The sequence below is a fragment of the Streptomyces sp. NPDC054770 genome, assembly GCF_053611985.1.
In genome coordinates this window covers 38,744-59,311 of record NZ_JBSHBL010000048.1, presented here as the reverse complement: position 1 = coordinate 59,311, position 20,568 = coordinate 38,744, and the positions used below count along the sequence as shown (strand labels likewise).

16 protein-coding genes and 3 tRNA genes are annotated in these 20,568 nt (G+C 71.0%); 10 read left to right on the top strand and 9 right to left on the bottom strand.

Annotated features, from left to right (window positions below; all coding sequences use genetic code 11):
- Positions 1-123: 123 nt before the first annotated feature.
- Both ACWGKQ_RS33660 and ACWGKQ_RS33655 read right to left on the bottom strand, forming a co-directional pair.
- Positions 124-798, bottom strand: a complete 675-nt coding sequence (locus ACWGKQ_RS33660; RefSeq protein WP_453295805.1) for a YceI family protein — start codon at positions 796-798, stop codon at positions 124-126.
- 274 nt (positions 799-1,072) lie between these two features.
- Positions 1,073-2,716: a M4 family metallopeptidase gene (locus ACWGKQ_RS33655; protein WP_453295804.1), complete on the bottom strand. Its 1,644-nt coding sequence runs from the start codon at positions 2,714-2,716 to the stop codon at positions 1,073-1,075.
- Between the two features lie 138 nt (positions 2,717-2,854).
- Here ACWGKQ_RS33655 and ACWGKQ_RS33650 point away from each other — a divergent pair, with 138 nt between their 5' ends.
- Together ACWGKQ_RS33650 and ACWGKQ_RS33645 are read left to right on the top strand one after the other, a co-directional pair.
- On the top strand, positions 2,855-3,289 hold the full coding sequence (locus ACWGKQ_RS33650) for a gamma-glutamylcyclotransferase family protein (RefSeq protein ID WP_453295803.1): 435 nt from the start codon (positions 2,855-2,857) through the stop codon (positions 3,287-3,289).
- A gap of 665 nt (positions 3,290-3,954) precedes the next feature.
- On the top strand, positions 3,955-5,265 hold the full coding sequence (locus ACWGKQ_RS33645; RefSeq protein WP_453295802.1) for an AMP-binding protein: 1,311 nt from the start codon (positions 3,955-3,957) through the stop codon (positions 5,263-5,265).
- 19 nt (positions 5,266-5,284) lie between these two features.
- Here the strand turns inward: ACWGKQ_RS33645 and ACWGKQ_RS33640 are convergent, their stop codons facing one another.
- Positions 5,285-5,965, bottom strand: a complete 681-nt coding sequence (locus ACWGKQ_RS33640) for a SanA/YdcF family protein (protein ID WP_453295801.1) — start codon at positions 5,963-5,965, stop codon at positions 5,285-5,287.
- A gap of 165 nt (positions 5,966-6,130) precedes the next feature.
- On the opposite strand from ACWGKQ_RS33640, the gene ACWGKQ_RS33635 reads away from it, so the two are divergent.
- The 5 genes from ACWGKQ_RS33635 to ACWGKQ_RS33615 all read left to right on the top strand — a co-directional run bounded on the left by ACWGKQ_RS33635 (position 6,131) and on the right by ACWGKQ_RS33615 (position 13,213).
- On the top strand, positions 6,131-6,865 hold the full coding sequence (locus ACWGKQ_RS33635) for a sirohydrochlorin chelatase (protein WP_453295800.1): 735 nt from the start codon (positions 6,131-6,133) through the stop codon (positions 6,863-6,865).
- Positions 6,866-7,104: 239 nt separating this feature from the next.
- Positions 7,105-8,379, top strand: coding sequence for a deoxyguanosinetriphosphate triphosphohydrolase (locus tag ACWGKQ_RS33630; protein WP_453295799.1), 1,275 nt, complete (start codon positions 7,105-7,107; stop codon positions 8,377-8,379).
- Between the two features lie 158 nt (positions 8,380-8,537).
- Positions 8,538-9,800, top strand: coding sequence for an NAD(P)/FAD-dependent oxidoreductase (locus tag ACWGKQ_RS33625; RefSeq protein ID WP_453295798.1), 1,263 nt, complete (start codon positions 8,538-8,540; stop codon positions 9,798-9,800).
- A 129-nt stretch (positions 9,801-9,929) separates the two neighbouring features.
- Entirely contained in the window at positions 9,930-11,831 is a 1,902-nt protein-coding gene (dnaG, locus tag ACWGKQ_RS33620) for a DNA primase (protein ID WP_453295797.1), read from the top strand.
- Positions 11,832-11,911: 80 nt separating this feature from the next.
- A complete protein-coding gene (locus ACWGKQ_RS33615; protein ID WP_453295796.1) occupies positions 11,912-13,213 on the top strand; it encodes an RNA polymerase sigma factor in 1,302 nt (433 codons plus the stop codon).
- Between the two features lie 135 nt (positions 13,214-13,348).
- Here the strand turns inward: ACWGKQ_RS33615 and ACWGKQ_RS33610 are convergent, their stop codons facing one another.
- From ACWGKQ_RS33610 to ACWGKQ_RS33595, 4 genes are all read right to left on the bottom strand, one after another.
- Complete coding sequence (locus ACWGKQ_RS33610; protein WP_453295795.1) at positions 13,349-15,277, bottom strand: ABC transporter ATP-binding protein; 1,929 nt, start codon at positions 15,275-15,277, stop codon at positions 13,349-13,351.
- Complete coding sequence (locus ACWGKQ_RS33605) at positions 15,277-17,010, bottom strand: ABC transporter ATP-binding protein (RefSeq protein WP_453295794.1); 1,734 nt, start codon at positions 17,008-17,010, stop codon at positions 15,277-15,279. Before ACWGKQ_RS33605 ends, ACWGKQ_RS33610 begins: the two co-directional genes overlap by 1 nt.
- 163 nt (positions 17,011-17,173) lie before the next feature.
- Positions 17,174-18,628, bottom strand: coding sequence for an FGGY family carbohydrate kinase (locus ACWGKQ_RS33600; protein WP_453295793.1), 1,455 nt, complete (start codon positions 18,626-18,628; stop codon positions 17,174-17,176).
- Positions 18,629-18,803: 175 nt separating this feature from the next.
- Complete coding sequence (locus ACWGKQ_RS33595) at positions 18,804-19,106, bottom strand: YtxH domain-containing protein (RefSeq protein WP_453295792.1); 303 nt, start codon at positions 19,104-19,106, stop codon at positions 18,804-18,806.
- Positions 19,107-19,238: 132 nt separating this feature from the next.
- On the opposite strand from ACWGKQ_RS33595, the gene ACWGKQ_RS33590 reads away from it, so the two are divergent.
- The 3 genes from ACWGKQ_RS33590 to ACWGKQ_RS33580 all read left to right on the top strand — a co-directional run bounded on the left by ACWGKQ_RS33590 (position 19,239) and on the right by ACWGKQ_RS33580 (position 19,644).
- Positions 19,239-19,311 (top strand) — tRNA-Asn (locus tag ACWGKQ_RS33590).
- A 5-nt stretch (positions 19,312-19,316) separates the two neighbouring features.
- Positions 19,317-19,389 (top strand) — tRNA-Asn (locus ACWGKQ_RS33585).
- Positions 19,390-19,567: 178 nt separating this feature from the next.
- Positions 19,568-19,644: transfer RNA gene (locus ACWGKQ_RS33580), tRNA-Ile, on the top strand.
- Positions 19,645-19,826: 182 nt separating this feature from the next.
- On the opposite strand, the gene ACWGKQ_RS33575 is transcribed toward ACWGKQ_RS33580, so the two are convergent.
- Complete coding sequence (locus ACWGKQ_RS33575) at positions 19,827-20,240, bottom strand: PIN domain-containing protein (RefSeq protein WP_453295791.1); 414 nt, start codon at positions 20,238-20,240, stop codon at positions 19,827-19,829.
- On the bottom strand, positions 20,237-20,494 hold the full coding sequence (locus ACWGKQ_RS33570) for a type II toxin-antitoxin system VapB family antitoxin (RefSeq protein ID WP_453295790.1): 258 nt from the start codon (positions 20,492-20,494) through the stop codon (positions 20,237-20,239). Before ACWGKQ_RS33570 ends, ACWGKQ_RS33575 begins: the two co-directional genes overlap by 4 nt.
- Positions 20,495-20,568: the final 74 nt, after the last annotated feature.

The following is a 20,568-nucleotide window of genomic DNA, read 5'->3' as shown; positions in this document are numbered from 1 at the left end:
CGCAACGCCCTGACCGTTCGGCGAGGGGTATTCCTGAGGGTGGGCCGGCTGCGAGTGCAGGGGGCGCTTCGCGGGTGATGGCCGAAGACGCGTGAGCCGGACGTCCGGACCGCGTCCCCGGCGCTACGGCATCCTCTGCGTGCCCTCCGGCATCATCCGGATCGCCGCGATGTCGAACTGCAGCCGTACCGTCTCGCTCACCATCGCCCCGCCCTCCGCCAGGCGGGAGTTGTAGGACAGGCCCCAGTCCATGCGGTTGATGGTGGTGGTGCCGTCGAAGCCGACGCGTTCGTAGCCGAAGGGGTCCGTGACGTTGCCTATGTAGGTGAGTTCCAGGTCCACCGGGCGCGTCGTGTTCTTGATGGCGAGGTCGCCGGTCATGACGTAGACGTCCGGCGCTTTCAGGCGTACCGCCGTGCTCTGGAAACGCATCCGCGGATAGGTCGCGGAGTCGAGGAAGTCGCGGCCGATCAGATGGGCGTCCCGCTGTTCCACGCCCGTGTCGACGCTGCCCGTGGACAGGATGATCTCCGCCTGCGAGCGGGACGGGTCACGGCCGTCGAAGTACAGGCGGCTCTTGTACTCGGCGAAGGCCCCGCGGACCGTCGTCACCATCGCGTGCCGGACCGAGAAGCCGATTCTGCTGTGGGCCGGGTCGATGATCCACTCGCCGGTGAGGGCGGCGAGGGCGGGGTCGAGGAGGACGGGGGCCGAGGTGGGGGAGGTGGGGGTGGCGGTCGGGCGTGGGGGGATCGTGGGGGTGCGGCGGGACGTGTGGGGGCGGCTGAACAAGTTCATGATTTATCTAGTTAGTCCACTCGGGGAATTGTCGCAAGTGGTCGCCAGGACAAAGGAGTTCGGGAATTCCGTATACCGTCACCGAAGCTGCACATCATCGCCATGGGATCCACTCAGGAAGTGCTCGGTATTCCCGAGTTCCGCATTTCCTTGAATTGGGCTATTCCCCGTTGTCTGGGGTGTATGCGACGGCCGCCCCGGTTCGTTCACCGGGGCGCCGGGATGCCGGGATGCCGGGTGCCGGGGCGGCCGCCTCACCTCTGTGTGCCGTGCCTCAGTTCACGTTCACCGCGCTCCACGCCGCGGCCACCGCGTTGTACTCCGTGCTGCCGTTGCCGTACAGGTCCTTCGCCGCGTTGAGGGTCGCCGTCCGGGCGCCCGCGTAGTTCGTCGAGGACGTCATGTAGACCGTCAGCGCGCGGTACCAGATCGCGCCCAGCTTGTCGCGGCCGATGCCGGTGACCGTCGAGCCGTTGTACGTCGGGGAGTTGTAGCTCACCCCGTTGATGGTCTTCGCGCCGCTGCCCTCCGCGAGCAGGTAGGCGAAGTGGTTCGCGACACCGGAGGAGTAGTGGACGTCCAGATTGCCCACCGACGAACTCCAGTAGTCCGCCGAACTCCCGTCCTTCGACGGCTGGTCCATGTACCGCAGCGCCGTCTTGCCGAAGCCGGACCGGACGATCTTCTCGCCGATCAGGTAGTCGCCCGGGTCGGAGGGGTTGTTGGCGTACCACTCCACCAGCGTGCCGAGGATGTCGGAGGTCGCCTCGTTCAGGCCGCCGGACTCGCCCGTGTACGTCAGCGCGGCCGTCTTGGAGGTGACCCCGTGGGTCATCTCGTGGCCGGCCACGTCGAGCGCGACCAGCGGGCCGAAGGTCGTCCCGTCACCGTCGCCGTACGTCATGCAGAAGCAACTGTCGTCCCAGAAGGCGTTGTTGTAGCTGTTGCCGTAGTGGACGCGGTTGTACGAGCCCTTGCCGTCGCCGGCGATGCCGTTGCGGCCGTGGACGTTCTTGTAGTAGTCCCAGGTCTCGTTGGTGCCGTACTGGGCGTCGACGGCCGCCGAGGAGCGGTCGGCCGTCGCCCCCGTGCCCCAGTGGTTGTCGGCGTCCGTGAACACCGTGTTGGGCGCCCGGCTGATGCAGATGCCGAAGATGCACAGGTCGGTCTTGTTGGCCGCGTCCCCGGTGAACGTGTTGCCGCGGGTGGGGTCCGTGAGGTTGTACGACGACCCGGAGAGGGTCGTCTCCAGCGGGACCGTGCCGCTGTACAGGGACTTGCCGTCGCCCGTCGCCGTCTCGATGCTGTCCCAGGCGTCGATCTGGGCGCCGGTGCGGGCGTCCGTCAGCACCGTGCGGGCGACCGGGTTGCCGAGCGAGTCCTTGCCGACGGCGTTGGTGCGCCAGGCCAGCTTCGGGGTGCCGTGCAGGGCGTCCACGACCAGCTGCGGCTTGGCCTGCACCTGCTTCAGCGCGTCGCCGAGGTTGGCCGCCCGCAGCGCGTTCACCGCGAGATCGGCGGCCTTCGGCGCGGAGACGCTCGGGGCGATCGAGCCGAGGGATATCCTGGCGCGGGTCGCCCGGTCGGCGCCGCGGTACGCGCCGTCCGACTTGAGGTGGACGACGAAGTCGCCGCCCAGGACGGGGAGTTCGCGGTACGTACGGTCGTAGCGGACGTGCTGGGTACCGTTCTTGTCCACGATCACGTCACGGACCGAGGTGCCCTCGGTGGCCGTGAGGCCCAGGGCGGCGGCGTGCTGCACGAGTGCCTGCGCCGCGTTCGCGATCGCGGTGGCCCGGGTCGGTCTGGCGTCGGCGTGGGCGGCCGGGGAGAGCGCGGCGGCCAGCAGGGTCGCGGTGGTGGCGGCGACGCCGGCCGTGGCGAGACGGGAAACTCGGGTGTTCCGGGTCCGGCTCATCGGTCTCCTTGGAGATGCGCCTCGAAGGCGTGGGGGTGGCGCTGATGACGACTGAGATTTAAGAGGCCATGACAAGTCATGTCCATAGCGCCTCCATGGAGATGTGTGTGGAGGTGGAGGGGGTGCAGAATCCTTCCTGTGACCACCCGCAACCCCCGCCACCTCCCGTTCTTCGTCTACGGCACGCTCCGCCCCGGCGAGATCAACCACGACGCGTTCCTGCGGGGGCGGACGGAGACCGAGGAACCAGGCCGCCTCGACGGCGCGGTGCTCTACGACGGACCCGGCTATCCCTACGCCGTCGAGGAGCCCGGGCCGGTGGCGGTACGCGGCGAACTCGTCACCGCGCGCCCCGAGTCGTACGACCGGCTCCTCCTGGAACTGGACGAGCTGGAGGAGTGCGTGCCTCAGGACCCGGCGAGCCTGTACGTACGCGTCGAACGGGACGTCGTACGGCTGCGGGACGGGGCCGCGGTGCGGGCCTGGGTGTACGTCGCCGGTCCCGTGGTGACCGGGAGACTGCGCGCCGGCGGCCACCGCATCGACGGCGGCGACTGGCTCTCCCACCGCTGACCGACGGGGCGGGACGGGGGACCGGGGGGCAGGGGGCGGGGGCCGGGAGGCGGGGAGACCTCGACGCCCCCCATGGGCAGGGGCGACAGAGCCATCCCGCACCGCGGGGCGCGGTACGGGTGTGGGTGGGCGCCGAGGCGGTCTCCACATCGCCCAGCGTGCGGCCGGTGTGTTACGGCCCGTGACGGACTCGCGTTGCGCGGCCGAAACGGCCAACTCCCCGCGGTATCCCAGCCATCGTGAGAACCGATACCGGTCCGGTGCCCGCCGGTGCAGGGCCCGCGCGGGGCTGAAAGGTGCCGGAACCGGTCCGGTACGAGCCCCGCCCCGGACCGGCACGCGCCCCCGCCCCGGCCCGCCTCGGCGCACGTCCGCCCACGTCGGCCCGCCTCCGCCCCCGTACGGCCGGTCCGCCGCGGCCCCTGCGGCCCCCGCGGCCCGGAACCCCGCACATGGCTCGTTCCCCACCCCCGGTTGGCCGGTCCCGCCCCGTTGAGACTTCAAGGGCCCCGACTACAGTCGTCGTCTGCCACCGCAGCCCGCAGGACCCGCAGGACCCCGCAAGCCCCCGCACGGCGCTCGACACCCCGCCCTGACCGGGCCCCCGCCGCACCCGGACTCGGCCTCCCCCCACGCGAGAGAGTCAGCCAGGAGGTCTCCGAGCCATGCCTCTGCGTCACCTCACCCCCCGCGACCAGCACCTCTTCCGGCAGTACGGCCGCGGCGCCGACGTACCCGTCCACGAACCGCTCGTCCACCGCGCCGTCGAACGGCACGCGATCGCCCACCCGCACGCCGTCGCCGCCGAACACCACGGCGCGACCCTCACCTACGGCGAACTCGACCGCTACGCCGGTGCCCTCGCCGCCCGCCTGGTCCGCGAGGGCGTCCGCCCCGGCGACCACGTCGGCCTGTTCGCCCGCCGCTCCATCCCGACGCTGGTCGGCCTGCTGGCCGTGCTCAAGGCGGGCGCCGCCTACGTCCCGCAGGACATCGGCCGCACACCCCCGGCCCAGCTCGCCCACGTCATCCGCACCGCCCGCACCCGGGTGGTCCTCACCCAGAAGGAACACGCCCCGCGCGTCCCCCTCCCCGCCGGCCACCGGCTGATCGCTCTCGACGACCCGGCGCCGTACGGTCCCGGCCCCGTGCCGCTGCTGCCGCCGCACCCCGACGACAGCTGCTGCGTCCTCTTCGTCCCCGGCCCCGCCGGCCGCCGCCACGGCGTGCGGCTCACCCACCGCAACCTCGCCAACCTGCTGCTCACCGAACCCGGCGGGTTCGCCGTCCGCCCCGGCGACCGGGTCGCCCAACTCCTCCCCATCGCCTCCGGGTTGGCCGTCTGGGAGATCCTCGGCTGCCTCGCCCACGGCGCCACCCTGGCCATCCGCGGCCAGGACACCGACGCCGCGGTCCGCACCGCGACCGTCCTGATCGCCACCCCGGCCGTGCTGTCCGGCATCGACCCCGCCGACTGCCCGCGCGTCCGTACGGTCGCCGTCGCCGGGGAACCCTGCCCGCGCCCGCTCGCCGACCGCTGGTCGCGCCGGGCCGCCTTCTTCCACTGCCGCGGACCGGCCGAGGCGACCCTCGTCACCACCATGGGCCGGCACGCCCCGGTCGCCGGACGGGCCGCCACCGGCCGCCCCACCCCCAACAACACGGTGTACGTCCTCGGCGCCGACCGCCGTCCGCTGCCCATCGGCGAGACCGGCGAGGTGTGGGCGGGCGGCGACTGCGTCTCGGCCGGCTACCTCGGCGACGACGCCCTGAACGCCGAGCGGTACGCTCCCGACCCGTTCCTCGGCGCGGACCGCGTCATGTTCCGCACCCGCGACCTCGGCCGCTGGACCCCCGACGGCGACCTCGAACACCTGGGCCGCGCCGCCGACCGGCCCGGGGTGCCCGACCGCCGGGCACTGCTGCGGCTCGCCGCGGAACGCACGGCGGGCACGGTGGCGGCGGCCACCCGGTGAGGACGCCGGCGCCGCGTCCCTAGTGCGCAGCCGCGGCCAGGGCTCTGGCCACCCCTGGTTCCTTCTTCCCCAGGAACTGGGGGTTCGGCTCGAAGAGCACGTCGAGGGCCGCCTTCCCCGCCGCGAAGACCTCCCGCGTCCCCCCGTAGTACCAGGTCGCGTCGTGCTTGGCGTCGACCCCGACCCCGTACGACGTCACCCCCGCCGCCTCGCACAGCGCCACCGCCCGCCGGATGTGGAACCCCTGGCTGATCAGAACGGCCCGGTCCACCCCGAAGATCTTCTTCGCGCGGACGCAGGAGTCCCAGGTGTCGAAGCCGGCGTAGTCGCTGACGATGCGTCCGCCGGGGACGCCGTGCCGGGTCAGGTAGGCGCGCATGGCGTCCGGCTCGTCGTAGTCCTTCCGGCTGTTGTCGCCGGTGACGAGGACCACCTTGATCCGGCCCTCCTGGTAGAGGGTGGCCGCCGCGTTCAGGCGGTTCGCGAGGTACGGCGACGGCTCGCCGTCCCACAGGCCCGCGCCGAAGACGACCGCGACGTCGGAGCGCGGCACGTCCGCCAGCGTGCGCAGCCGGTCGGCCGTCGAGACGTACAGCCAGGTGGCCGGCAGCAGTGCCAGCACACAGCCGGCCATCACGCCCTGCACCAGGCGCCGCCGGCCGGTGCGGGTCCGCGGCAGCCTCGGACGGCGGATCTTCATACGCTTGTTCCCCCCTTGTTCCCCCCTGCGGGCCTCGCCCATGGAGGACGCAGCGCGGGACGTTCCGGTTCGCTCACAACGTGCGGGTCCGTACCGTGAAGCGCCGGAAAAGACTCGTGACGGTCAGGCAACGGGCGTGCAACCTCGTCCGGCGAGGATCCTCGCATGACGGTGACCGACCTCCCCCCGCGCCCCGGCCCGCCCGCCCTGGTCCTGGTGGCCCACGGCAGCCGCGACCCGCGCGCGCTCAGCACCGTACGGGCGCTCATGGACCGGGTGCGTGCCCTGCGCCCCGGCCTGTCCGTGCGCCTCGGTCACATCGAGCTGAACGAGCCGCTGCTCCCGGACACCCTCGCCGCCCTCGGGGACACCGAGGCCGTCCTCGTCCCGCTCCTGCTCGGCCGCGGCTACCACGTCAAGCGGGACATCCCGGAGCTGGCGGCCGCCGCCGGCGCCCGGACGCGCATCGCCGCCCCGCTGGGCCCGCACCCCCTGCTGGCCGACACCCTGCACGCCCGCCTGCTGGAGGCGGGCTGGCGCCCCCGCCCGGCGAGCGCCGTGGTCCTGGCGGCGGCCGGCTCCCGCGACCCCGACGCGGCGGCCGACACCCGCAGCATGGCCTCGCTCCTGGCCGCCCGCCTGGGCGTCCCGGTCGTCCCCGGCTACGCCTCGGCGGCGACTCCGACGGTTCCGGAGGCGATCACCGCCCTGCGTGCGAAGGGCCGCCACCGCATCGCCGTCGCCTCCTGCTTCACGGCCCCGGGCCGCTTCGCGACGGAGTGCGCGGCACAGGCCCCGGGGATCGCGTCGGCCCCCCTGGGAGCCCACGACGCGATGGCCGGGCTGATCCTCCACCGCTACGAACGGGCACTGGGAACGCCGGTGACTGCGGCCGCCTAGGGGCGCGTGGACCGCTGCGGGTGCCTGGGGGGCTTGTCGCGCAGTTCCCCGCGCCCCCAAGAAGGTGGGTCCACTGCGCCGACCTGAAAGGGGCGCGGGGCTGTGTTTGATCTGTGGCTACCGCCGCTTGGGCGCGATCAACCACAACGCGTCAGCAGCCGCAAACGCACCCCGACCCGGCAGACGAGTAGGCACCCCACAACCCCCGTTTTGTCACCACGAACCCGTACTGTCGAACCATGGCAGTCCCCGCACCCTCTTCGGCCTATGACCCGACGTCAGTCGACCGCTGGGCCCCCGAACCCGACAAACGCCCCGGCCGCACCGCCTTCCAGCGTGACCGCGCCCGCATCCTCCACTCCGCCGCCCTCAGAAGGCTCGCCGGCAAGACCCAGGTCGTCACCCCCGGTACCTCCGCCCAGGCATGGGACGCCAGCCCCCGCACCCGCCTCACCCACTCCCTCGAATGCGCCCAGGTCGGCCGGGAGCTGGGCGCCGCCCTCGGCTGCGACCCCGACCTCGTGGAGGCCGCCTGCCTCTCCCACGACCTCGGCCACCCGCCCTTCGGCCACAACGGCGAGCACGCGCTGAACGAGTTCGCGGACGACTGCGGAGGTTTCGAGGGCAACGCCCAGTCCCTGCGGCTCCTCACCCGCATCGAGCCCAAGCGGTTCACCCCCGAGGGCTCCGTCGGCCTCAACCTCACCCGCGCCGCCCTGGACGCCGCCACCAAGTACCCGTGGCCGCGTGGCGCGCACCCCACCGACCCGGCGTCCCCCAAGTTCGGGGTGTACGAGGACGACCGGCCGGTCTTCGACTGGGTCCGCAAGGAGGCCCCCGGCACCCGCACCTGCTTCGAGGCCCAGGTCATGGACTGGTCGGACGACGTCGCCTACTCCGTGCACGACGTCGAGGACGGCCTGCACGCCGGTCACATCGACCCCGACTGCCTGCGCGCGGAGCCGGAACGGCAGGAGGTGTTCGCCGTCGCCGTCGGCCTGTACGTGCCCGCCGGCACCGACCCCGCGGAACTCGCCGCCGCCCTCGACCGGCTCCAGGACGAGGAGTGGTGGCCGCACGGCTACGACGGCAGCGCGGTCGCCCAGGCCCGCCTCAAGGACGCCACCAGCCAGCTCATCGGCCGGTTCTGCCTGGCCGCCGAGGGCGCCACCCGCGAGGCGTACGGAGGCGGCCGCCTCACCCGGTACGGCGCCGAACTCGTCGTACCGCGCGAGGCCAGAATGGAGTGCGCGGTACTCAAGGCCATCGCCCACCGTTACGTCATGCAGCGCGCCGAACAGGAGCGGCTCCGCGCCGACCAGCGGGTCGTCGTCGCCGAACTCGCCGAGGCGCTCACCGCCCGCGCGCCCGACGGACTCGACCCGCAGTTCCGGGCGCTGTTCGACGAGGCCGGTGACGACCACGCCCGCAAGCGCGTGATCGTCGATCAGATCGCTTCGCTCACCGACGCCTCCGCGCGGTCGCTGCATGCGCGGTTGACGGGACGTATGTGAACAGTTTGTGACTCTCTGCGACTCCCTGTGGCCTGATCGGGGCAAGATCGCGTCAGCGGGGGTCACTCCCTCTTCCCGCATCACGCTGCGTGCGGGAGGCTCACAGTGCGGCGCATGTGGGCGGCATATGTGGCGGCACCCTTACGAGGAGGCATCAAGTGGTCGACGCGGACCAGACATTCGTCATCGTCGGAGGCGGACTCGCCGGCGCGAAGGCGGCCGAGACGCTCCGAGCCGAGGGCTTCAGCGGCCGGGTGATACTGATCTGCGACGAGCGCGACCACCCGTACGAGCGGCCGCCGCTCTCCAAGGGATACCTGCTCGGCAAGGCGGAACGCGACAGCGTCTTCGTGCACGAGCCCGCCTGGTACGCGCAGCACGACATCGAACTGCACCTCGGCCAGACCGTGGACCACATCGACCGTGCCGCCAAGACCGTCCGGTTCGGCGACGACGGCACGCTGGTGCGCTACGACAAGCTGCTGCTCGCCACCGGAGCCGAGCCCCGCCGCCTCGACATCCCCGGCACCGACCTGGCCGGCGTCCACCACCTGCGCCGCCTCGCGCACGCCGAGCGCCTCAAGGGCGTCCTCGCCGCCCTCGGCCGGGACAACGGGCACCTCGTCATCGCGGGTGCCGGCTGGATCGGCCTGGAGGTCGCGGCGGCGGCCCGGACCTACGGCGCCGAGGTCACCGTCATCGAGCACGGGCAGACCCCGCTGCACAGCGTGCTCGGGCCCGAACTGGGCAACGTCTTCGCCCAGCTGCACAAGGAGCACGGGGTCCGGTTCCACTTCGGGGTGCGGCTCACCGAGATCGTCGGCCAGGACGGCATGGTGCTCGCCGCGCGCACCGACGACGGCGAGGAGCACCCGGCGCACGACGTCCTCGCGGCGATCGGCGCGGCGCCGCGGGTCGGGCTGGCCGAGGCGGCCGGGCTGGAGCTCGCCGACCGGGCGTTCGGCGGGGGCATCGCGGTCGACGAACGGCTGCGGACGTCCGACCCCGACATCTACGCGGCCGGCGACGTGGCCGCCTTCCCGCACGCGCTGTTCGACACCAGGCTCCGCGTGGAGCACTGGGCCAACGCGCTGAACGGCGGGCCGGCGGCGGCCCGCTCGATGCTGGGGCAGGACGTCACGTACGACCGGGTGCCCTACTTCTTCACCGACCAGTACGACCTGGGCATGGAGTACAGCGGGTGGGCGCCGCCGGGGTCGTACGACCAGGTGGTGATCCGGGGGGACGTGGGGAAGCGGGAGTTCATCGCGTTCTGGGTGAAGGAGGGGCGGGTGCTGGCCGGGATGAACGTGAACGTGTGGGATGTCACAGAGCCGATCCAGAAGCTGATCACTTCGGGGGGCGTGGTGGACACCGAGGCCTTGGCGGATCCTCATGTGCCGTTGGAATCGCTCGCCTAGGAGGCTGCCGGGATCCGTCGTGTCGCGGGTGCGGGTGGTGCGTGGTTGCTCGCGCCCGCGCGGCGGAGCCGCATGTCGGGCACAGCCTCGCGCCCCTTTGGGGCGCTTGAGTGACCGTAGAATTCATCCGTGGCTGGACGGATCAATGACGAGGATGTGAAGGCGGTACGGGACGCGGTCCCGATCGACGCCGTTGTGTCCGAGTACCTCCAGCTGCGCAACGCGGGCGGCGGGAACCTCAAGGGACTGTGCCCGTTCCACGACGAGAAGTCGCCGTCCTTCCAGGTCAGCCCGAGCAAGGGACTCTTCCACTGCTTCGGCTGCCAGGAGGGCGGCGACACCCTCACCTTCGTGATGAAGGTGGACCACCTCTCGTTCTCGGAGGCGGTCGAGCGGCTGGCCGCCCGGGCCGGCATCACCCTGCGCTACGAGGAGGGCGGGTACAACCCGTCCCACCAGCGCGGGGAGCGGATCCGGCTGGTCGAGGCGCACAAGATCGCCGCCGTCTGGTACGCGGAGCAGCTCGCCACCAGCCCCGAGGCCGAGACCGGCCGGCTCTTCCTCGCCGAGCGCGGCTTCGACCAGGCCGCCGCCGTCCACTTCGGCGTCGGCTACAGCCCCCAGGGCTGGGACCACCTCACCCGCTATCTGCGCGGGCAGGGCTTCACCGACAAGGAGCTTCTGCTGTCGGGGCTGTCGCAGGAGGGCAGGCGCGGGCCCATCGACCGCTTCCGGGGCAGGCTCATGTGGCCGATCCGGGACATCGGCGGCGAGGTCGTCGGCTTCGGCGCCCGCAAGCTCTACGAGGCCGACAACGGGCCCAAGTACCTCAACACGCCCGACACCGCGATCTACAAGAAGTCCCAGGTCCTGTACGGCATCGACCTCGCCAAGCAGAGCATCGCGAAGGCCAGCCGCGCGGTCGTGGTCGAGGGCTATACCGACGTCATGGCCTGCCACCTGGCCGGGGTGACGACCGCGATCGCCACCTGCGGTACGGCGTTCGGCGGCGAGCACATCAAGATCCTGCGGCGGCTGCTGATGGACAACGGCAGCGCCCGCGTGATCTTCACCTTCGACGGTGACGCGGCCGGCCAGAAGGCGGCCCTGCGCGCCTTCGAGGACGACCAGAAGTTCGCCGCCGAGACGTACATCGCCATCGCCCCCGACGGCATGGACCCCTGCGAGCTGCGGCTGGCCAAGGGCGACGAGGCGGTCGCCGACCTGACGGAACCGAGGATGCCGCTCTTCGAGTTCGCGCTGCGCCAGATGGTCGAGCGCTATGACCTGGACACGCCGGGCGGGCGGGCGGCTGCGCTGGACGAAGCAGTGCCGGTGGTGTCGAAGATCAAGGAATTCACGCAGCGGCGTGAGGTCGCGGTGCAGCTGGCGGGACTGGTCGGCATCCGCGACGAGGAGTACGTCGTGGAGCGGGTCGGCCATACGAGCCGACGCAATGGCGGGCGCCAGCGTTCCGGGCAGGCGGCACGGTTCCGCGCCGGAGGCTACGAGGAGGCCGCCCCGCGCCCGGCCGTCTCCGGCCCCTCCCTCACCCTCCGCAACCCCGTCTACATCACCGAACGCGAGTTGCTCAAACTGGCCCTCCAGCGTCCGGAGTTGGTGGCACCGGTCTTCGACGCGTTCGGCGTCGACGAGTTCACCGCCGCCCCCTACGCCGCCGTGTGCCAGGCCATCCTCGACGCAGGCGGCGTGGAGTACGGCCTGCAGGAGCCCCAGGAGTTCCTGCACCAGGTCCTCGACACCGCTCCGGACGACTCCGTGAAGTCGATGGTCACCGAACTCGCCGTCGAGCCCATCAGACGCAAGAACGTCGACGAGCCCTACGCAGGGGCCCAGCTCGTCACAGTTCGCCGTCGTGCCGTCGAGCGGCGTGTCGCCGAGATCCACGTCACCCTGACCCGCCTCGACCAGCACGGTGACCCCGCCGAATTCGCCGCCGTGCAGAACGAGTTGTGGGTTCTCCAGCAGTACGACCAAGCACTGCGGGCACACGGCGCCACCGCTCTCTGAGCACGCGGTCACGGACCGGACGCAAAAAGTCACCGCACGCCCCTCGTGGCGGCGATGTGTCTTACCCCACACTGGGGGCGGTGCCTGAGTCCTCGGAGCGCGGCCGGCCCGTCACCGACGGGTCCCACACCCCCGCCGTTCCACTCATCGCGTACGGGACGGACAGCGGCGAGGCCGTCGTCTCCGCCCCCGAAGTACCGCTGCCGTACCCCCTGGCAGCGATCATCCTGGAGGTCGCCCCCGTGCAGACCCAGACCCTGACCCAGACAGACGGCAGCAGCACGCTCACGGACGAGCCGGAAGCCGACAGCGGCGGCCGGGCCGGTGTACCGCCGCAGAGCCGGGCCACGCTGCACCCCGAGACCGAGCCGGAGGGCCCGCCGCCGGAGGAGCTGGCGGCCGACGCCCCCGACCCGGAGCCCGAGACCGAGCCCGCCGAGCCGCCCGTCGCCGCCCGCGCCGACACCGGCGGGCCCTCCTCGGACCTGTTCCGCCAGTACCTGCGCGAGATCGGCCGTATCCCGCTGCTCACCGCCGCGGAGGAGGTCGAACTCGCCCGCCGGGTCGAGGCCGGCCTGTTCGCCGAGGAGAAGCTCGGCAGCACCCCCGACCTCGACAGCGAGCTGGCGCTCGACCTGGACCGGCTGGTCGTCATGGGCCGGATGGCCAAGCGCCGCCTCATCGAGGCGAACCTGCGGCTGGTGGTGTCGGTCGCGAAACGGTACGTCGGCCGCGGCCTGACCATGCTCGACCTGGTGCAGGAGGGCAACCTCGGCCTGATCCGCGCCGTCGAGAAGTTCGACTACGCCCGCGGCTACAAGTTCTCGACGTACGCGACCTGGTGGATCCGCCAGGCCATGTCCCGGGCCCTGGCCGACCAGGCCCGCACCATCCGGGTCCCCGTGCACGTGGTGGAGCTGATCAACCGGGTGGTCCGGGTCCAGCGCCGGATGCTCCAGGAGCGGGGCTACGAGCCGACGTCCGACGAGGTCGCCGCGCATCTGGATCTGCCGCCGGAGCGGGTGGGCGAGGTGCTGAGGCTGGCGCAGGAGCCGGTGTCGCTGCATGCGCCGGTCGGCGAGGAGGACGACGTCGCCCTCGGCGACCTCATCGAGGACGGCGACGCGGCGAGCCCGGTCGAGTCGGCGGCGTTCCTGCTGCTGCGGGAGCACCTGGAGGCGGTGCTGTCCACGCTCGGGGAGCGGGAGCGGAAGGTCGTCCAGCTGCGGTACGGCCTGGCCGACGGGCGGCCTCGGACGCTGGAGGAGATAGGGCGGATCTTCGGCGTGACGCGGGAGCGGATCCGGCAGATCGAGTCGAAGACGCTCAACAAGCTGCGGGACCATGCTTTTGCGGATCAGCTGAGGGGTTATCTGGACTGATTGCCGGGTGCGGGTGCGTGGGGGTTGCTCGCGCAGTTCCCCGCGCCCCTTACGGGGCACGTTGTCCGCGGGCGGCACCCCGCAAGCGCGGGCAAGTGAAACCCCCCGCCCGCGCCCACAGCGTGCCGCACCCGATCAGTCCACCTCGGCCACCGCCTGTGCGAACTGCGCCTTGTACAGCCGGGCGTACGCCCCGTCCGCCGCCAACAGCTCGGCGTGCGCGCCCTGTTCGACGATCGAGCCGTTCTCCATCACCAGGATGGTGTCCGCGTCCCGGATCGTCGACAACCGGTGGGCGATCACGAACGACGTCCGGCCGTCCGCCAGTTTGGCCATCGCCTTCTGGATCAGCACCTCGGTACGGGTGTCGACCGACGACGTCGCCTCGTCGAGGACCAGGATCGTCGGGTCGGACAGGAACGCCCGCGCGATGGTGATGAGCTGCTTCTCACCGGCGCTGACGCCCGTGCCCTCGTCGTCGATGACCGTGTCGTAGCCGTCGGGCAGGGTACGGACGAACCGGTCCGCGTGGGCCGCCCGCGCCGCCTCCTCGATCTCGCCCCGGGTGACCTCGCGCGAGGCGCCGTACGCGATGTTCTCCGCGATGGAGCCGCCGAACAGCCAGGTGTCCTGGAGCACCATGCCGATCCCGGCGCGGAGTTCGTCCCGGGACATGTGGGTGATGTCGACGCCGTCGAGGGTGATCCGGCCGCCGGAGACCTCGTAGAACCGCATGAGGAGGTTCACCAGCGTGGTCTTGCCGGCGCCCGTCGGGCCGACGATCGCGACCGTGTGGCCCGGTTCCACGGTGAGGGACAGGTCCTCGATGAGCGGCTTCTCCGGGTCGTACCGGAAGGAGACGTGCTCCAGGGCGACCCGGCCGCGCAGTTCGGCGGGACGCTCGCCCGGGACCGGGTCGGCCGTCTGCTCCTCCGCGTCGAGGAGTTCGAAGATCCGCTCGGCGGAGGCGACGCCGGACTGCACCAGGTTGGCCATCGAGGCGACCTGGGTCAGCGGCATCGAGAACTGCCGGGAGTACTGGATGAAGGCCTGGACGTCACCGATGGAGAGCGCGCCCGACGCGACCCGCAGACCGCCGACGACCGCCACCAGCACGTAGTTCAGGTTCGACACGAACATCATCAGCGGCTGCATCACACCGCTGTTGAACTGCGCCTTGAACCCGGCCTCGTACAGCGCCTCGTTCTGCTCGGCGAACTGCTGCGCCGACTCCTCCTGCCGGCCGAACACCTTCACCAGGTTGTGCCCGGTGTACATCTCCTCGACGTGGGCGTTCAGCTTGCCGGTGGTCCGCCACTGCTGCACGAAGTGCGGCTGCGAGCGCTTGCCGATGCGGGTGGCGATCAGGAACGACAGCGGCACGGTGGCCAGGGCCACCAGCGCCAGCAGCCAGGACACCCAGAACATCACCGCGAGCACGCCGACGATGGTGAGCAGCGAGTTGATGAGCTGGCCCATCGACTGCTGGAGGGTCTGGCCGATGTTGTCGATGTCGTTGGTGGCGCGGGAGAGGACCTCGCCGCGCTGCCGCTTGTCGAAGTAGGAGAGCGGGAGCCGGGACAGCTTCGCCTGGACGTCCTCGCGCATCCGGTACATCGTGCGGTTGACGGTCCGGTTGACCATCCGGGTCGCCACCGCCATCAGGAGGCCGGCGACGAGGTACGTACAGAGCGCGAAGAGCAGGACGTGGCCGACCTGGTCGAAGTCGATGCCCTTGCCCGGCGTGAAGTCGGTGCTCCTCAGCATGTCGGCGACGGTGCCCTGGCCGCGCTCGCGCATGCCTGCCAGCACCTGGTCCTTGGTGGTCCCGGCGGGCATCTGCTTGCCGATGACGCCGGCGAAGACCAGGTCGGTGGCCTTGCCGAGGATCTTGGGGCCGATCACGTTCAGGGTGACGCTCGCGACCAGGCAGATCAGCAGCAGGCAGATCGTGAGCCGCTCGGGTTTGAACCGGGCGAGGAGCCGTTTGCCCGAGTTCTTGAAGTCCATCGAGCGCGCGTCGGGACCGCCCCCAGCCATCATGCGTCCCATGGGCCCGGCCATCAGGCAGCCTCCGCTTCCGTCAGCTGGGAGAGCACGATCTCCCGGTAGGTCTCGTTGTCGGCCATGAGTTCGTGGTGGCGGCCGGTGCCGACGACACGTCCCTCGTCGAGGACGACGATCCGGTCGGCGTCTCTGATGGTCGCCACCCGCTGGGCGACGATGACGACGGTCGCCTCGGCCGTCTCCTGGGCGAGCGCGGCACGCAGGGCCGCGTCGGTCGCGTAGTCGAGGGCGGAGAAGGAGTCGTCGAAGAGATAGATCTCCGGACGCTGCACGAGCGTACGGGCGATGGCGAGCCGCTGCCGCTGGCCGCCGGAGACGTTCGTACCGCCCTGGGCGATGGGCGCGTTCAGCCCGCCCTCCAGCTTCGCCACGAAGCCCTTGGCCTGCGCCACCTCCAGCGCGTGCCACAGCTCCTCGTCGGTGGCGTCCGGGTTGCCGTACCGAAGGTTGGTCGCCACGGTGCCGGCGAACAGGTACGGCTTCTGCGGGACCAGGCCGACCGTCCTGGCGAGCAGCTTCGGGTCGAGCCCGGCCACGTCCTCGCCGTCGACGAGGACGTGGCCGTCCGTGGCGTCGAAGAGGCGGGCCACCAGGCCGAGCAGGGTGGACTTGCCGCTGCCGGTGGAGCCGATCACGGCGGTCACCTCGCCGGGCCGGGCCACCACGTCGACGGCCCTGAGCACCGGCTCCTCGGCACCCGGATAGCAGAAGCCCGCGCCCCGGATCTCCAGATGACCGTGCCGGCGCAGCTCGGTCACCGGCGCGAGCGGCGGGACGACGCTGGACTCGGTGTCCAGGACCTCCTCGATGCGCTCGGCGCAGACCTCCGCGCGCGGCACCATCATGAACATGAAGGTGGCCATCATCACGGACATCACGATCTGCATGAGGTAGGCGAGGAAGGCGGTCAGATCGCCGATCGCCATCTGGCCGCTCTCGATCCGGTGGGCACCGAACCACACGACCGCGATCGAGGACATGTTCACCGTCGTCATGACGATCGGGAACATCAGCGCGAGCATGTTGCCGGTGGCCAGCTGCATGTCGGTCAGGTCCCTGTTGGCCTTCCCGAACCGGCCCTGCTCGTAGTCGTCGCGCACGAACGCGCGGATCACCCGGTTGCCGGTGATCTGCTCGCGCAGCACCCGGTTCACCGTGTCGAGCCGCACCTGCATGGCCCGGAACAGCGGCCGCAGCCGGCGCACGATCAGCGCCACCGAGATGCCGAGGACGGGGACGACCGCCACCAGTACCCCGGACAGCGGAACGTCCAGACCGAGGGCGAGCACGATGCCGCCGACACACATGATGGGCGCCGACGCCATCAGCGTGAACGCCATCAGGACCAGCATCTGGACCTGCTGTACGTCGTTCGTCGTACGGGTGATGAGTGAGGGCGCCCCGAAGTGACCCACCTCACGTGCGGAGAAGGACTGCACCCGGTCGAAGACGGCTGCCCGGACGTCCCGGCCGAGCGCCGACGCGGTCCGGGCGCCGTAGTACACCGCACCGATGTTGCACACGACCTGTGCGAGCGAGATGCCGATCATCAGGGCGCCGAAGGACAGGATGTAATCCGTGTCACCCTTCACGACGCCGTTGTCGATGATGTGTGCGTTGAGCGTGGGCAGGTAGAGAGTGGCGCAGGTCTGCAGGAACTGCAGCAGCACCAGGATGGAGATGGGTTTCTTGTAGGGCCTGAGATAGGTCCGCAGAAGTCGTATGAGCACGCTACGTCTCTCGGAGTCGGCGGTGGGGGCGGGTTCGCTTGCCCGAACGGGCGGTGTCGCTTGCCCTAGGCCCCTATCGTCCGACACTCCACCCGCGTTACCTCAACCGATTAACCCGACAGCGGACGCACGCGGGGGTACACGGGTGTGCGTTTTGCGCCGTTCAGGACCGGAACGCCCCCGGATGGGTCTGCTCCCGCACCGAGATGTACTGCTGCCGCACCGCCTGCCCGACCGCCAGCTCGTCACCGGGCTCCAGCACCTGCGCGGCCGCGCCCTGCCAGACGGGCGGGGTACGCGGGTCCAGGGTCGCCTGCGAGACCCCGAGCGCCCAGGCGGCCTGCCGCGCCGCCCCGATCGCCGCGTAGTCCGCCGGCTGCGGTACGACGACCTGCGCGCCGAACAGCATCGGCGCCGCCGCCTGTACGGCCGGCAGCTCGGCGGCCTGCCCCAGCAGGAAGATCCGGCGCACCTCGACACCCCGGCCGCGCAGCACGTCCAGCGCGTCGGCGAGCCCGCACAGCATGCCCTCGAAGGACGCCCGCGCCAGGTGCTCGGCCCGCATCGACTCCCGGCGCAGCCCGGCCAGCGTCCCGGCGGTGTGCGGCAGGTTCGGTGTCCGCTCGCCCTCCAGGTACGGCAGCATGACCAGCCCGTGCGAGCCCGGCGTCGACTTCATCGCCAGGTCGGAGAGGGCCTCCAGGTCGGACAGCCCGAGCAGCTCGGCGGTGCCGCGCAGGGCCCGTACCGCGTTGAGCGTGGTGACGACCGGCAGGTGCATGCCGGTGGCGTCGGCGAGCGAGGTGATGATCCCGGAGGTGTCGGCGAGCGCCTCCGTGTGCACGGCCATGACCGACCCCGACGCGCCGAGCGACACCACGGCGTCCCCGAACCCGAGCCCCAGCCCGAAGGCGGCGGCCATGGTCTCGCCGGTCCCCGCGGAGATCAGCAGCCCCTCCGGGGTGGTGCCGGCCGCGTCGGAGGGCCCGATCACCTCGGGCAGCATCGTCTGGTGCCCCAGGGCGAGTTCGACGAGGTCGGGCCGGTAGCCGCCGGTGGCGGCGGACCAGTACCCGGTCCCGGACGCCCCGCCCCGGTCGGTGGTCCTCCTGACCGGCCGCCCGAGCAGCTGCCACACCAGCCAGTCGTGGGCCTGGAGCAGTACGGCGGTCCGCCGGGCGTTCTCCGGCTCGGTCTTCGCCAGCCAGCGCAGCTTGGTGACGGGCTGTGCGGCCTGCGGCACGCACCCCACCGCCTGCGCCCAGGCCTCCCGGCCGCCCAGCGCGTCGATGAGATCGGCGGCCGCGACCTGGGAGCGCTTGTCGCCGCCGACCATCGCGGGGCGCACGGTGTTGCCCTGGGCGTCCAGCGGGATCAGCGCGTTCTGCTGCGCGGACACGCCGATGGCCTGCACGCCCTCCAGGAGCCCGCCGCCGGCTGCCTCGCCGAGCGAGAGCAGCCAGGCCTGCGGGTCGACGTCACTGGGGCGCGCCGCGCCGTCCGGCGTGTCGACCGGGTGCGGTGCGTATCCCTGGCGGAGCACCGCGCCCGTGTCCGTGTCGCAGACCACGATGCGAGTGAAATCCGGTGAGCTGTCCAACCCGGCGACTATCCCCATGCCCGAAATTCTGCCGCACGCTCCGCTGTGGTTCGGCCGATGGGCGCCGTTGGGGTGAGGGCCGGGTTTCGGGTGCGGGCGCGTGGGGGCCGTTCGCGCCCACGCGGCGGAGCCGCATATCGGACACGGCCCCGCGCCCCCAGGGGGTTGCAGCCGGGCGTGTTGAAAAGTGGACCTACGTGTTGCTGGTGCCCCAGTCGTCCGCCCCGTCGGTCTGGCTGCGCTCGCGCAGGGAGCGGACCCGGGCCGCCACCGAGTCGGGCATGCGGTCGCCGACCTTCTCGCTCACCGAGTGGAAGGCCTTGCCGGCGTAGACGCGGCCCTGCTGGGCGGCGGTCTCGGCGGTGTTGCGGACGGCCGGGTTCTGGGCGACCTGGCGGGCGGACTTCTTCAGCTGCTCGTAGCGCTCGCGTCCGGCACGCGTGCCGAGCACGTAACCCAGAGCGAGCCCGACGACGAACGTGAGCTTGTAGCGCATGACGGCGACCCTTCCGGTGTGGGGGAGTACCGATTGGCGGAGCACCCCCCTGCTTGCGCTAATGTATGTGTCGCAGCGAGCGTCCGCCCCCTGGCGAATACCCAGGTAGGTACGTTCGATGCAACGAGGCATTCCTCCGTAGCTCAATTGGCAGAGCAGCCGGCTGTTAACCGGCAGGTTACTGGTTCGAGTCCAGTCGGGGGAGCTCGGTCCTCCGTAGCTCAATTGGCAGAGCAGCCGGCTGTTAACCGGCAGGTTACTGGTTCGAGTCCAGTCGGGGGAGCATGCTGAACGAGGACCCCTGGTGGGGTCCTTTTTCATGTCCGCGGGAACCGCCGGGCCTGCACCGATGTCCTCAAGGTCGTGAACGTCCGCAGAAGCCGACCAGCCGAAGCAGGAGATCGTATGAGCGGCTATGCTGCGGCAGACGGCGCGCACACATGTACGCGACACGCCGCTATGGGGCGGTAGCTCAGCCGGTTAGAGCAGCGGACTCATAATCCGTCGGCCGTGGGTTCGAGTCCCACCCGCCCCACCAGTGCAGGTCGCTGGCCTGTGGAAACGTTCATTTTGTGCTGTCGGAGCGTCAACTTCGCCTGAACGTGCGGGTTGGGCGGAGCGGACGCGGTATGCGCTCGGTGCCGGAGGCCGGCGTCATGATGCTGGGAACACCGTCATCCCGGTGAGGGGCTCGGGCTTCCGCTCTGCTTTCGTGGAGTTCTACTGCCTGAGGTCGATCATGCGGACCGCCTGCCCTGTCGTGCGGGCGATGGTCTCGAAGTCGCGGTCGCAGTGGAGCAGTGTGAGCCCCGCCTCCTCGGCGGCGGCGGCCACAAGGAGATCGACGGGGCCCGCGCTGCGGTGCTCCCCCTTTGCGGTCAGTTGTTCCTGGACGATGCGGGAGCGGCGGTAGACGCCGTCCGGCATGGGGCACCAGGCGTAGTGGACGTCGAGCGCCGCCTTCAAACGCGTACGGTCTGCGGCCGAACGGGCCGAGTACAGGACCTCGAGTTCGGTGATGTCGCAGATCGCGACCAGGCCGGCGCCGATCCTGTCGTCCCATGCGGCTGTGTTCTGGCGAAGCAGGACGCGGGCGAGGGCGGAGGTGTCAATGAGGTAGTCGGCGACGGTCACTCATCCACTCCACCGTCGCGGACGTCGTCTGTCCTGCTCGTGGGCCGGTACTTGCTCTTGTCCAGGAGGAGGTCAATGTCCAGTGCGCCCTCGGCCGTCAGGGCGCGGGCTTCTTCGAGCGCGCGCAGACGCCGGTAGCGGGCCGTGACTTCCCGCAGGGCGGTGTTGACGGTGTCGCGCTTGGTGGTGGTACCGAGCTCCTTGGCCGCTTCTTCCAGTGCCTCGTCGTCGAGGTCGATGACGGTACGACTCATGAATCCCTCCCTCTATGCATAGAGCATGTGGTACCAATATACAAGATCTTTTATATATTGGTGCGGTGTGCGGC